Genomic DNA, 13,189 nt, shown 5'->3' on the forward strand with positions numbered 1-13,189 from the left:
TGGGTTCACCGGTAGCAGGTGCCCACAGAGGACTTGCACCTCAGATATACGACATGCCCGTCGTACTGAAAAGATTCCAAGCCACCGAGCTTGGAATCGGGGGGATTCGGGAAACTTCGGTTCCCGACTAAGGCATGGAACTCGTTAGAGGTCGCTGCCGTCCCCCACCACAGGGGAAGCATCTCATAGAAATTCGAAAGAAGCCAGGGTACAGTCATTAAAAAGCTACAATTATCAAATTCCATGACTATCGGTTTTCAGGAATTCCACACAACTTGCAAAAGAACCAAAAAAAGGCTAGGACAAAAGTCTAGCCTCTTTGACTTTGGATAACAAATTGCCTTTGACGCAGTAGCTGATTGGCCTCTTCGTTCGCTTTTCAAGCTCGGAAGAGAGCCTAATCAGCCTTGCGGGGGTGGGACTACGAACTAAATTTTTTCAAATTTAGTTCTGTCCCACTCCCTTTTTGCATTATTTAATTCCCAAGGCAATACGGGCATACCGGCTCATTTTTTCGACCGTCCAGGCTGGATACCAAACTAGTTTGACATCCACCTTTTGAACCTCTTCAAGAGGCTTCAAAGTATCATAAATCTGTTCGGTTAATAAATCCGCTAGGGGACAACCCATGGTTGTCAGGGTCATATCAATTTCGGTATTCCCTGTTTCTGGGTCAAAACGGATTTCGTAAACGAGTCCCAAATTAACAATATCAATCCCTAATTCAGGGTCTAAGACTTCTTCCAAAGCATGGAGAATCTTGGTTTTAATTGCTTCGACATCTGCTTCTGTATAGGCCATGTTTTTTTCCTAATCTTCAATAAAATCACGCAAGGGTTTCGAACGGCTTGGTTGGCGCAGTTTGCGTAGGGCCTTGGCTTCAATTTGGCGGATCCGTTCGCGGGTCACGTTAAAGACCTTCCCAACATCTTCCAATGTCCGCATCTTGCCATCATCTAGACCGAAACGGAGGCGGAGAACATTTTCTTCACGGTCAGTGAGGGTATCCAAGACCTCATCCAGCTGTTCACGCAAGACCACACGGGTTGTGTAATCAACTGGATTTTCAATAACCTCATCTTCAATGAAGTCTCCGAGATGGCTATCATCTTCCTCACCAATCGGTGTTTCCAGAGAAACCGGCTCTTGGGCAATTTTGAGGATTTCACGCACCTTGTCCGGTGTCATATCCATACGTTCTGCAATCTGTTCTGGCGTTGGATCTTGTCCCAACTCCTGCAACAAGGTCCGTTGTTCCCGAACTAATTTGTTGATGGTTTCAACCATGTGAACAGGGATCCGAATGGTCCGAGCTTGATCGGCAATAGCGCGTGTAATGGCCTGACGAATCCACCAAGTTGCATAGGTTGAGAATTTAAAGCCCTTGGTATGGTCAAACTTATCAACGGCCTTCATCAAGCCCATATTCCCTTCCTGAATCAAATCCAGGAATTGCATGCCACGTCCAACATAGCGTTTAGCAATGGAAACAACCAAACGAAGGTTAGCTTCAGCCAAGCGCTGTTTGGCTTCTAAGTCCCCTTGTTCCACCAAGATAGCCAGTTCTTGTTCCTCTTCGTTGGTTAGAAGCGGCACAACACCAATTTCTTTCAAATACATCCGAACAGGATCGTTGACTTTGGCAGAGTTACTACCTAGCAGCTCCTCATCGGACAAATCCTTTTCTTCCTCTTCTGCTGCCAATACACGCTGACTTGGATTTCCATCCTTATCGGTAACCGAAATACCCGCATCCTGAATCCGTTGGAAGAGGTTGTCAATGCCATCTGCATCGAGACTAAAAGGAACAATCAGAGTGCTATTGATTTCCTCATCTGTTGCGGTACCAGAAAGCTTGTGATTTCGAATAAATTCTGCAATCTGAACATCTAATGTTGTTACTTCTTTTTGTTTTTTAGCCATTCCTTACTCCATTTTCCTTTTCTGGGCAATCAGTTCATTTAAATCTAAAACAGCTTGATCGTGACGACCAATTTGTGAGGCTGCCTGAATGTTTTGTGCAATTTCTTTATTTCTTAGTCGATTTTTTTCCAATTCTTGGGTCCGTAGCAACTGTTCAATTTCCTCATCCCCGATTTGCGGAGGAAGATTCAATTCCAAAATTTGATACCAGAGATGATTGATTTCCTCGGATTCCTGGTCCAAATCCTGGCTGGTCATCTGCCCTTTTTTTAGCAGGAGCTGATAGAGGTGCTCATGATCCTTTTCAACAAAATGAAAATTTTCCAAAAAGCGAAATTCGTTCAATAAGCTGCTATGGTGAATCAAGCGATGCAACAATTGCCGCTCGGCATTGGTTAAGCGACTCTTAGGAAGACGAAGGTGCAGCTCAACAGCTGGCAACTGAACCTGCTGGGGCCCTCCTGCAGCAACCTGAACCCGTGCCTGTCCCAGCATTTGTTCCAACTGGGCCACATCAAAAGCCGTGGCTTCCTGAGACAATTTCCGAATATAAACCTCTCTCAGCAGGTCGGTCGGCAAGGTTGCGATAAAAGGCAGCAGCTTTTCTACATAGGCCAGCTGGGCCTGCACCCCTTGCAGCTGAGGCGGACGGTAGTAATCCATCAAAAATTCGATAGAATCCATCCGGGTTTCCTGCAGACAGATCCGCAAATCTTCCGGGGAATGAGCCTGGAGGTATTCATCGGGATCCATTCCCTGGGCAAAACGGACTACTTCGACCGCGAAGCCTTTAAGCTCCTGGATCGATTTTTCAATCGCCGCCTGACCGGCATCATCGCCATCATAGGCTAAAACCACCGAGGTCTGATAGGCGCGCAAGCGTTGGACATGTTCGGCTGTCAGCGCTGTTCCCATGGTTGCGATGGCATTTTTGACGCCCGCGCGATAGGCCGCTATGACATCCATAAAGCCTTCCATCAAATAGACTTCTTTCGCCTTTTTTAAATGTGGCAAAGCCTGGTCCAAATGGTAGAATTCAAAGCTTTTGTTAAAAATTTTGGTCCGACGACTATTTTTGTATTTGGCCTGCTGGTCCGACGAATCTCCAAAAATCCGCCCGGAAAAGCCAATCACCTGCCCCTTCACATTGGTCAAGGGAAACATAATCCGATTGTAGAAAGAGTCGACCAGCCTGTTCTGCTCAATATGAAACAGACCCGAATCCAGGTAGCGGTCTTCTCCAAAATTGAATTTTTGAGCCACACGATCGTAGAGGTAACTCCCACGATCCGGGGCTAGACCAATTCCGAAATACTCAATATCTTTCCGAGACAAGCCTCGGGATTCCAAATAAGCTAAAGCTTCTTTCCCCATGGTCGAGGTCAACAAGATAGCCTGGTAAAAGACAGCAGCTTCCTGATGGAGGGCTATTAAATCGGCCTCTTCCGATGGTTGCTGAGACGGGACTTGTCTGGATGGAGTGACTTCAATGGTCTCCCCTATGAAGCGAGCGACCTTGGCAACAGCTTCCATAAAGGGAATACCATCCATTTCTTCCACAAAGCGGTAGACATCTCCCGATTTGCCACAACCAAAGCAATGGTAAAATTGCTTCTCCTGATTGACATTAAAGGAGGGGGTCTTTTCTCCGTGGAAGGGGCATAGTCCCAAATAGTTACGACCAGCCTTGGTCAAGGGCAGATAATCGCCAATGACATCCACAATGTTCACACGACTTTTTAAATCTTGAATCTCTTGTGTTGAAACCATGTCCCCTCCTCCCCAATCACTATTTCTTCATTTTATCCTAAATAGTTGTGTTTGTAAAACAAGCCGATTTTCTTTTACTTTTTAAAAAACTCAAGCAAATCCATTGTCTTTTTAATCTCACTTAGCTATAATGTATTCGTATCAAATAAAAGAACGGAGATTCTTATGTTAAAAGAATTGAAAGATTTCCTCTTGCGTGGAAATGTTGTTGACCTTGCTGTAGCCGTGATCATCGGGGCTGCTTTCGGACAAATCATCACTTCTTTGGTAGATGATGTGCTGACACCACTCTTCTTGAACCCAGCTTTAAAAGCTGCTCAAGTGGAAAAAATCGCTGACCTTACTTGGAACGGTGTTGCTTACGGAAACTTCCTAAGTGCTATCATCAACTTCCTCATCATCGGTACTGTTCTCTTCTTTGTTGTTAAAGCTGTTGAAAAAGCACAATCTATTGGTGCTAAAGCTGAAGATGAAGAAGTTGCTGGACCATCTGAAGTGGACTTGTTGCAAGACATCAAAGCTCTTCTTGAGAAAAAATAAGACATCTAAAAAAATTGGGACTCCGGTCTCAATTTTTTTTTGCAGTTAATAGCAGAAAAAAGCAATCCAAAAGGACTGCTTTTACTATTAGAATTTCTTACGTTTACGAGCTGCTTCTGATTTACGTTTACGTTTTACAGAAGGTTTTTCATAGAATTCACGTTTACGTGTTTCTTGAAGAGTACCAGCTTTAGTAACCGCACGTTTGAATCGACGAAGTGCATCATCTAATGATTCGTTCTTACGTACCACTGTTTTTGACATTCCATCTCACTCCCTTCAAGTTAGAATCTATTATATTATACACAAGTCCAAAGCCCCTGTCAAGATTTTTTAGAAGAATTCCTCAATTTCTCGATTTTCTTGAATCAGCTGTAAAAATTTCGCTTCTTCTTTGTTAAGAGGATAACTCTCCAAAAGATCTGGCCGCCTTGTTAGAGTTTTTTTCAAACTTTGAAAAAGACGCCATTGGCGAATATGCTCGTGGTGCCCACTCATCAAAACGTCTGGTACTGTCATCCCTCGAAAATCATAAGGCCGTGTGTACTGAGGGTATTCCAAAAGACCGGACGAAAAGCTATCATCTGTATGACTACTTTCCTTGCCAATCACTTGGGGTACCAAACGAACTGTCGCATCAATAATGGTCATAGCCGCCAGTTCTCCCCCTGTAAGGACATAATCACCCAAAGAGATCTCATCAGTTACCAAGGGCTTAATCCGCTCGTCATAGCCCTCATAATGGCCACAAATAAAGATTAGATTTTCCTCCTGGGATAACTCCTCGGCATAGGCCTGGTTAAAGGAGCGACCAGCTGGATCCAAGAGAATCACCCGCGCCTGATCACGCCCTGGAATAGCTTCAATGGCATCATAAATCGGTTGTGCCCGCAAGAGCATCCCTTGGCCTCCACCATAGGGCTCGTCGTCCACATGGCGGGCCTTTTCGGCCGATTCCCGAAAATTGTGGTAGGAAATCTCTAACAAACCTTTTTCCCGAGCCTTACCAACAATCGAATGCTCGAGGGGCGAAAACATTTCCGGAAACAGGGTCAAAATATCAATTCTCATCATCCAGTCCTTCCGGTACCTCAACCAAGATACGACCAGCTTCCAGATCAACCTCTAAGACGACTGGCGGAATATAAGGGAGAAGTAAGTCACTCTTGCCCTTACGTTTTACAACCCAGACATCATTAGCCCCTGGCTGCAGGATTTCTTTAATTTCTCCCAACAATTGGTCCCCTTCATAAACAGGGAGTCCAATAATTTCATGGTAGTAAAAGGCACCCTCCTCCAATTCACTGAGGTCTTCGACTGCAACTTTTAAGCTATAGGTCTTGTATTTCTCAATGTCATTGATATGGTACATCCCTTTGAATTTGATAATATCAAATTGCTTGACCTTGCGGTGGCTATGAATTTCCACCATCTGAACAAATTGATCCTGGGGATCAAACAAGGCCAATTGATTGCCTTTTTTAAAGCGCTCTTCTGAAAAATCGCTCACGGATAAGACCCGCATCTCCCCCTGTAAGCCTTGGGTATTGACGATCTTTCCAACGTTTAGATACTCCATCTTTTTCTCCATTTTTACGAAAAAAGCTGGGACCAAGGTCCCAGCAAAATAGCTTCTTCAAATACTCGGACAACTACGAACAAAACTAATCTTGCTCGTCAATCACAATCCGAACTTTTTTTGAATCGATTGGGACCGAATAAACAATCGTCCTTATCGCGGAGATAGTCCGACCTTTCCGACCGATCACACGACCAACATCTGATGAATGCAGGTCTAAATGATACTCTAGAAACTCAGGCGTATCTTCGATACGAATCGTTAATTGGTCTGGATGTGAAATCAAGGGTTTCACAATTGCAATAATGAGATTTTCAATCGTGTCCATAAGCTAACCTTTTTATTTAGAGTATTTTGACTCGTGGAATTTCTTCATGATTCCAGCTTTTGAAAGAATGTTACGTACTGTGTCAGATGGTTGCGCACCATTTTCCAACCATGCCAAAACGCGCTCTTCTTTAAGAGTTACTTGGTTTTCTTCTACAAGTGGGTTGTAAGTTCCAACTGTTTCGATGAAGCGACCATCACGTGGTGCACGTGAATCTGCAACGTTAATACGGTAGAAAGGTTTCTTTTTAGAACCCATACGAGTCAAACGGATTTTAACTGCCATTTTATAAATTCTCTTTTCTAATACTTTTTCTTTTGTTAAGGAAACTCAACAATAGTTATTCTAACACCTTCTCAAAAAGCTGTCAAGAAAAAAACTTGACAGCTTTAAAATTTTTTAATCAAATCCATCTCGGGTATAGAAGTTACGTAAGTTTAAGCTCCGAATCTCAGGGCTACCGTAGAGTTTATCCGGGTCCTCTAACAATAGGACTTGATCAATTAGTTCTGGAATCAATGGCTCTAGGTATTGCTTTAAGCCGGCTTCTAGGGGACTATTGCTGCCCACCAAAATGGATTCCTTCCAGAGCTCCTGCCCTAGCCAAGGATCTTGGTCGGAATAGAGGAAAACGGTGCTGGGGTGAACACTTTGCTGGGCCTCATTCTCCATTTCATAACTGGAATAATAGGCTACTGCAAAACCGACCCAGCCTTCAATCTCTTTATAGGTCGGGAGGATTCCTTCTGCCACCCGTAAGTCCCAAATATTCTCTTCTGACTCCTTCCACAATTGGGCAATCCGTCGATCGGATAAACCAAAGGCTTTAGCCTGACGAAGCTGGTCTAGATCTCCTGGATTATGGCTTAGTTCTTTTTCCAAGGCAACAACACCTTTTAAGGCTTCCAAAAAGAGCGGATCGATGTGGGTGAGCCCTTGAATATAGGCAACCGACAAGCCACGTCGCAAGGCTTCTAAAAGATAAAGGAGGCGGTCAGAACGCTGACGGACCAAATGATCAATCAAATCTTCCTCGCTCAGGCGCTCCAAGGGAATGTCAACACGCGCTTCCAAAACCGCCAATCCCTTGAGCAGAGTCGCCTCTAAATTGCGGGCATAGGCATAAAATTGCCCCGTTGATTGTCTCGTAAGACCACTATCCCCCGCTAGTTCCTGACTAAAGTCCAGCGGAAAGCGGGCTACCAAATAGTCCATAGCTGGCTCACCTGCTTTCCAGCCTGGCATGCTTTGAACCGATTTTCCCTCTAAAATATGGAGCATCAGTTCCGCCATAGGCAGGCGTAGAATCTGGCTCATCATAAGCGCACTGTCATTCAATCCCAGACCTACTTGCAAGAGGAAGGCCTGTTCTTTCTTGGGATTCCAGGCAAACCGTAAGGAGATGATCCCCTGGAGGCCCAAGCCTCGGGCTAGCCGAATTGAATAATTTCGTAAAAATTGCAGGGCTGAATCAGCCAAACTTTGCGCTGGAAAAACCAACGTCGCATCATCACGATGCAGACCAACAGGCTCAATATGCTCTGCCGTTCCCAAAATAAAACTTGAATCAAAGGAATCACGCACCAGGACTAATTCGATTTCTCGTAAGCCTTTCATAGGACTCTCGATATAGTAGGGCAAGGGCAGCACCAAGTCCTGAAAAGACTCATAAGCCGCTTGAAGTTCCTCCGTGTTCCCAACCGTAATCGGCTCCTGGCCATGCATCTGTAGGGAATCTCGGAGTAAGACTGGAAAGGATAAATCTTCTAACCGTTCCTGCAGATCCTCCCAGCCATAAATCAATTGGCTCTTGGTCATATTCAAACCTAGGTGCTCCAGTTGCGCCTGAAACAGCTCAGGATATAAGAGGTACTCTAAGGAACTAGCTGGATAACTATGCCATTTGGATCGCATCTGAGGCCATACCTCTAATTTCTGGACCTCAATCAGTAAATCAATCAAATCCCGGTTTAAAAACAAGGGAAAGATGGTAGCATCAGGATGCTCCATCAAATCCTTCAGCAGGGCTTCCAAGTCTTGAAAGGGATGATGAAGCCAGCTTTTGTTTTTTTGCAAGAGACGGTTTAAGGTTCGCTCCTGATTCTGATTTAATTCACTTGGTGTCAAGACTAACTTTTTCAAACAGGACCTCCTTACCCTAGTAAACCGAAAAACTCATCCAGTAGGTAGACCAGATCATGAGGGCCTGGTGATCCCTCTGGGGAAAACTGAACCGAAAGAACTGGACGACGACGGTGGCGATAACCAACCACATAGTCTTGATCCAGGGTCACATGAGTAGCCAACAAATGTTTAGGAAAATGCTTCCGCTTAATCGGGTATTGATGGTAGTAATCCGCAATTAGAACTTGGTTAGTGAGCGGTTCATAGAGGGCGTGACGTCCGGTTATAGGTTGCGGCAACTCCTCTAACTCCGCCCGATTAGCCAAGGCTAAGAGCAGATGACCCAAGCCAATCGCTAAGACGGGATAACAATCTTGGAGCTGCAACAAGGTCTCCAGTAAGCTAGGTGTTCCCAAATAGCGGGGATCCCCTGGTCCACTAGACAGCACAATAGCATCTGGTTGGTACAAACGGATTTTTTCCAAGGGAGTGTCATAGGGGAGTACCACAATATTGCTTGAACGCTTGGACAACTCTCTCAGCAAGGCGTGCTTGACACCAAAATCCAAGAGCACAATATTCTTCCCGACTCCGGGAACTGGGAAGGGAGCCCGGGTTGAAGCCTGGCGGGCATCATCCTTGGGCAAGACCGTCGCTACCAGCTGGTCTAAAATATGGTGCAAACTATCCCCTTCATCGGCTATAGTCGCCTTCATGGGACCTTCTTTTTGCAAGATACGCGCCAAAGCTCGGGTATCAATACCCTGAATACCAGTAATCCCTTTGGCTTTCAGATAGGCATCCAAGTCTTGTTCCTGCTTCCAGAAGGAACTCTGGGGCCGATAAACGGACACAATCACGGCCCGACAGGAGGGTTGGAGGGACTCATCTAGTTCTCGATAAAAACCGGTATTGCCTATACGTGGGTAAGTAAAGGCTAGCAACTGCCCACTATAGGTTTGATTGGAAATGATCTCCTGATGTCCACTGGTATGATGGGATAAAATCAGATTGCCTGTAACATCCTGATCCGCTCCTAATGGCCGACCTTCAAAGACGCGACCATTTTCCAAGATGAGTAATCTTTTTGTCATCACTTCCCTCCTTCCATTTAGTTCATTCGTAGTTTTTATTTAAAATTTGCGAAACGTAAGGTCAGCCAGCGAGCCAGTCTTGGAAAAAAGCGCTGTCCCAGATAGGCCAGGCGCATAGTAAAGGGCAGATTGACTTCTCTTGGCATGCGTCCAGTCCGCACCACCAAATCCACCAACTTCTGAGCCACCTGATCCGCATCCATCGCAAAGCGGTCCACATTTTTAATGTAATCCTGCATAGCCGAGCTATGCTTAAAAAAGGGCGTTCGGACTGGTCCAGGATTGACCACCGTTACTGGGATTCCCAAGGGTTCCAGTTCCATTCCCAAAACACTGGCATAGGTATTAATCGCACTCTTGCTAGCTGCATACACCGAAGATTGTGGGGTCGGGAGCTTGGCGGACATCGAAGCCACCACTAGCAACTTGCCCGCGCCCTGCTCCACCATCTGGCGACCAGCAGCCTGGAGTAAGGTAATCCCCGACAAGGTATTGACTTGAAACTGAGTTTCTACGTCTTCCAACTTCTGCTCCAAGGCTGGCTTGAAATCTCCCATACCAGCGACATGCAACAAGACATCCAAGCGCCCAAATTTAGCCCGAACTGCTTCAACCAGGTCTGGAATCGACTCCAGCTGGGTCAAATCCAAGGGATAAACAAGCACATCCAGATCCTTCGTTTGTTTCAAGTCCTGGGCCAGCTGCTCCAACTTTTGCTGGTTGCGAGCCACTAAGACTAGCGATAAATTGGGGATTCGAGCCAGAAGCCGAGCTGTCGCTTCACCAATCCCGCTGGATGCACCGGTCAGCACCACAACCGATTTTGTCATTTAATACTCCTACTCACTTTCACTAAGCAGGACACAATCCTGACCATCCAACTCAGTTAGCTGAACAGAGATTTGTTCTTTGGAGCTAGTTGGGATATTTTTGCCAACATAGTCTGGTCGAATCGGCAGTTCCCGATGCCCCCGGTCGACCAGGACGGCTAAGGATACCTTATTCGGCCGACCACGACTGATCAGGGCATCAATGGCTGCCCGAATGGTCCGGCCTGTGTAGAGCACATCATCTACCAAAATGAGATTTCGCTTGTCGACATCAAAGGGAATCACAGAGGTATCCTCTCCTCCCTTTTGGTCATCCCGAAAAGGATTGGTATCCAGCTCACCCAAGGGAATTTGGATCCCTTCCAACTGCTCCAAACGTTCTTGAATCCGTTTAGCCAGATAAACGCCCCTGCGTTTAATCCCCACCAAGGCCAACTGATCCAGATCCTTATTTCGCTCCATAATTTCATAAATGATGCGCGTGATTGCCCGCTTCAGTGTCACATCATCAACAACTTCTTTGACCCGCATGTCTCAAATCTCCTTTTTGCAAACTAAAAACCTCCTTATACAAGGAGGTTCCACAAAATAAACTGTACCCAGTTTCTTCCATCTGACTCTCCTTGCCTGCCTCACGGGACAGAATTAAAGGAAAACTTTCTTGAACTAGGGTAGCATTTTTTTGCCTTTTTTGCAAGAAACTAAACAAGCTTCTTACGGTTTTTCCATCTTTTTTGTTTAAAAGCCCATAAAAGGTAACCAACCAACAAATAGGCTACAAAAATAACGGCTGCGTGCTGGATGACATAGGCCGGGCCATATTCATGAACATCTAGGAAATAATAGGCAAAGGGACTGTGCTTAGCTCCTGGAATCGGCCATTTTAAAACCAAACCATTGATTAGAGCCAGGCCTAGATAGTACATAGGAAAAAAGGTCCACAACCAAGGATCAAAGAGGCGATATTGCCGTGGCGGATCCCATAGCAAGGTATCCAAAACAAAAGCCAGGGGTACCAAATAATGGACCAAGAGATTTTTCAAGGTGTAAAAATCTTCCGGAGCCGCCGCTGGTGCTAGCAAAACATGGTAAATCACAAAGGTGATTAAAATCGCCATGGTCACACCAGCCTTAATCCGGTAAAAACCCTGGCTTCGTTTTTGGGACCGAGTCCAGAGAGTATAGTAGAGAAATAACCAAACCAGAATGTTTGATTGAAGGGTATAATACAACAACATACCCCAACCATCTTCAAGAATTTCTAAACTAATCCCAATGGTCGAAAGGATCAACAAGAGAAACCGGTAACTGAGCATAAATCTTGTTTATCCTACCATTAAACCTTTTTCACAAATTCAGATTTCAATTTCATAGCTCCAAAGCCATCGATTTTACAATCGATATTGTGATCTCCTTCAACTAGGCGGATATTTTTAACCTTGGTTCCTTGTTTTAAATCTTTTGGAGCCCCCTTCACCTTGAGATCCTTAATCAAAGTTACAGTATCACCATCTGCCAATTTCACACCGTTGGCATCAAGGGCTACAAGTCCTTCCTCAACTTCTGCATTTGGGTCCCACTCATAGGCACATTCTGGACAGACCAAAAGGAGGCCATCTTCGTAGACATATTCAGAGTTACATTTTGGACAATTTGGTAGAGTATTCATGCTCTTCCTCCATTTTTCATTTTAGTACATGGAACATTATAGCAGTCCAGCTTCATTTGGTCAAAATTTTATAAAATGTCTTTCTTCTGGGCCTCCAAAATCCCCGATGCCGTCCCTCCAGTTTCCTCTCCCTATCCTCGTAAAGTTTCGGCTGAACATGGTATACTGGTAGAGAAAGGAGTTTCTATGCCAATTCATCAATCCTTTAATCCCCTAGCAGGGGAAAACACCTATTACTTAGAGTCTGAAAGCTCTGTCATTTTGGTAGACCCAGGTAGTGACTTAGATCGTATTCTGGAGCAACTACAGGCTTTAAACAAGCCCTTAAGTGCGATTTTTCTAACCCATACCCACTACGACCATATTTTTTCCCTGGAAGCCATTCGCAAGCGCTATCAACATCCACCGGTCTATGTTTCCCCGCTGGAAGCTGATTGGCTGTTAGACCCAATCAAAAACCTATCCGGCTTGGGACGCCACCAAGATTTACCAGATATTGTCTGTCAGCCTGCAGAAGTCCTCTTTGAGGCTGGCCAGGACCTGGTCATCGGTGATTTCTCTTTTCGAGTCCTAGCAACTCCTGGGCATTCCATCGGCGGAATTTCCCTAGTTTGGGAGGCGGAAGAGGCTGTCCTGACGGGCGACTGCCTCTTCAAGGAAACGATTGGCCGCTGGGATTTGCCAACCGGAAATCAGCAGGTCTTGTTAAACTCGATTCGGGAACAACTCTTTCCACTTCCGGATCACTACCAGGTTTTTCCAGGTCATGGTTCCAGCACTTCGATCGGCCATGAGAAAAAACACAATCCCTTTTTCTAATATTTCTTCAAAATAGATCTTTCTATTTATTGTGTTTACACTTAAATTTTGCTATAGTAATAAAAAATATATCATACCTAATGAAATTCGAATCATTTCAAATAGAGAGGCTTGACAAGGTCAGATATTGAAATGAAATGAGTATAAAGTGGGGAGTAGCTCTATGTTTGACAGTAAAAAATTAAGAAAACGTCGCTTAGAATTGAACCTTCGTCAGGAAGATATCTATCAAATTTTGGCTGTCCCCCGATCGCTCTATGCAAAGTGGGAATCCGGCGCCCAAATTCCAACCTATCAGCAGGTCTTGCAATTATCCAAGATCCTATCGGTTGAAGACACCTACCTGATTGACCCCAAAGATATTTTTAACATTTATCTAAAACTATCGTAAGCGCGCTATAACCAAGTATATGAAAAAGGTTCCAGAGTTGATTGACTCGGGAACCTTTTTTATTGACAATTCTTCTGTATGATTTCAGACCATGGCAAATAGTACTCTAGAACCTCTATTTT

17 protein-coding genes are annotated in these 13,189 nt (G+C 44.9%); 3 read left to right on the forward strand and 14 right to left on the reverse strand.

Annotated elements, in window-relative coordinates; translation table 11 throughout:
- Positions 1-471 precede the first annotated feature (471 nt).
- Genes HZY94_RS01755 through dnaG form a run of 3 tightly spaced genes read right to left on the reverse strand, consistent with a single transcriptional unit; the run spans position 472 to position 3,693 of the window.
- The gene (locus tag HZY94_RS01755; protein ID WP_179924770.1) at positions 472-801 is read right to left on the reverse strand and encodes a metal-sulfur cluster assembly factor; all 330 of its coding nucleotides are present in this window, start codon (positions 799-801) and stop codon (positions 472-474) included.
- A gap of 9 nt (positions 802-810) precedes the next feature.
- The gene (rpoD, locus tag HZY94_RS01760; RefSeq protein ID WP_160333411.1) at positions 811-1,923 is read right to left on the reverse strand and encodes an RNA polymerase sigma factor RpoD; all 1,113 of its coding nucleotides are present in this window, start codon (positions 1,921-1,923) and stop codon (positions 811-813) included.
- A 3-nt stretch (positions 1,924-1,926) separates the two neighbouring features.
- A complete protein-coding gene (dnaG, locus tag HZY94_RS01765; protein WP_179924771.1) occupies positions 1,927-3,693 on the reverse strand; it encodes a DNA primase in 1,767 nt (588 codons plus the stop codon).
- 165 nt (positions 3,694-3,858) lie between these two features.
- Between dnaG and mscL the strand changes: the two genes are divergently transcribed.
- Positions 3,859-4,233: a large conductance mechanosensitive channel protein MscL gene (mscL, locus tag HZY94_RS01770; protein WP_179924772.1), complete on the forward strand. Its 375-nt coding sequence runs from the start codon at positions 3,859-3,861 to the stop codon at positions 4,231-4,233.
- Positions 4,234-4,320: 87 nt separating this feature from the next.
- Here mscL and rpsU read toward each other — a convergent pair whose 3' ends face one another.
- From rpsU to HZY94_RS01825, 11 genes are all read right to left on the reverse strand, one after another.
- Positions 4,321-4,497 carry a 30S ribosomal protein S21 gene (rpsU, locus tag HZY94_RS01775; RefSeq protein ID WP_000048054.1) on the reverse strand — a complete coding sequence of 59 codons (177 nt, stop codon included), beginning with the start codon at positions 4,495-4,497 and terminating at the stop codon, positions 4,321-4,323.
- Positions 4,498-4,566: 69 nt separating this feature from the next.
- Positions 4,567-5,304, reverse strand: a complete 738-nt coding sequence (trmD, locus tag HZY94_RS01780) for a tRNA (guanosine(37)-N1)-methyltransferase TrmD (protein WP_179924779.1) — start codon at positions 5,302-5,304, stop codon at positions 4,567-4,569.
- Positions 5,294-5,812: a ribosome maturation factor RimM gene (gene rimM / locus HZY94_RS01785; protein ID WP_160332833.1), complete on the reverse strand. Its 519-nt coding sequence runs from the start codon at positions 5,810-5,812 to the stop codon at positions 5,294-5,296. Before rimM ends, trmD begins: the two co-directional genes overlap by 11 nt.
- Before the next feature lie 85 nt (positions 5,813-5,897).
- Positions 5,898-6,140, reverse strand: a complete 243-nt coding sequence (locus tag HZY94_RS01790; RefSeq protein ID WP_160332832.1) for a KH domain-containing protein — start codon at positions 6,138-6,140, stop codon at positions 5,898-5,900.
- Positions 6,141-6,152: 12 nt separating this feature from the next.
- A complete protein-coding gene (gene rpsP / locus HZY94_RS01795; protein ID WP_160332831.1) occupies positions 6,153-6,425 on the reverse strand; it encodes a 30S ribosomal protein S16 in 273 nt (90 codons plus the stop codon).
- Between the two features lie 114 nt (positions 6,426-6,539).
- On the reverse strand, positions 6,540-8,282 hold the full coding sequence (locus HZY94_RS01800) for an ATP-binding protein (protein ID WP_179924773.1): 1,743 nt from the start codon (positions 8,280-8,282) through the stop codon (positions 6,540-6,542).
- 11 nt (positions 8,283-8,293) lie between these two features.
- Positions 8,294-9,358, reverse strand: coding sequence for a carbamoyl phosphate synthase small subunit (locus HZY94_RS01805; RefSeq protein WP_179924774.1), 1,065 nt, complete (start codon positions 9,356-9,358; stop codon positions 8,294-8,296).
- A gap of 35 nt (positions 9,359-9,393) precedes the next feature.
- A complete protein-coding gene (locus tag HZY94_RS01810) occupies positions 9,394-10,188 on the reverse strand; it encodes an SDR family NAD(P)-dependent oxidoreductase (RefSeq protein ID WP_179924775.1) in 795 nt (264 codons plus the stop codon).
- Positions 10,189-10,197: 9 nt separating this feature from the next.
- Positions 10,198-10,719, reverse strand: coding sequence for a bifunctional pyr operon transcriptional regulator/uracil phosphoribosyltransferase PyrR (pyrR, locus tag HZY94_RS01815; RefSeq protein ID WP_160332827.1), 522 nt, complete (start codon positions 10,717-10,719; stop codon positions 10,198-10,200).
- 170 nt (positions 10,720-10,889) lie between these two features.
- A complete protein-coding gene (locus tag HZY94_RS01820; RefSeq protein ID WP_179924776.1) occupies positions 10,890-11,504 on the reverse strand; it encodes a Pr6Pr family membrane protein in 615 nt (204 codons plus the stop codon).
- A 20-nt stretch (positions 11,505-11,524) separates the two neighbouring features.
- Positions 11,525-11,857, reverse strand: coding sequence for a zinc ribbon domain-containing protein YjdM (locus HZY94_RS01825; protein ID WP_160332825.1), 333 nt, complete (start codon positions 11,855-11,857; stop codon positions 11,525-11,527).
- Positions 11,858-12,043: 186 nt separating this feature from the next.
- Between HZY94_RS01825 and HZY94_RS01830 the strand changes: the two genes are divergently transcribed.
- Complete coding sequence (locus tag HZY94_RS01830) at positions 12,044-12,676, forward strand: MBL fold metallo-hydrolase (protein WP_179924777.1); 633 nt, start codon at positions 12,044-12,046, stop codon at positions 12,674-12,676.
- Positions 12,677-12,839: 163 nt separating this feature from the next.
- A complete protein-coding gene (locus tag HZY94_RS01835; protein ID WP_179924778.1) occupies positions 12,840-13,067 on the forward strand; it encodes a helix-turn-helix domain-containing protein in 228 nt (75 codons plus the stop codon).
- The last annotated feature ends 122 nt before the right edge of the window (positions 13,068-13,189 follow it).

Origin of the sequence: Streptococcus danieliae, from assembly GCF_013415245.1 — a bacterium.
GTDB classification, from domain to species: Bacteria; Bacillota; Bacilli; order Lactobacillales; family Streptococcaceae; genus Streptococcus; species Streptococcus danieliae_A.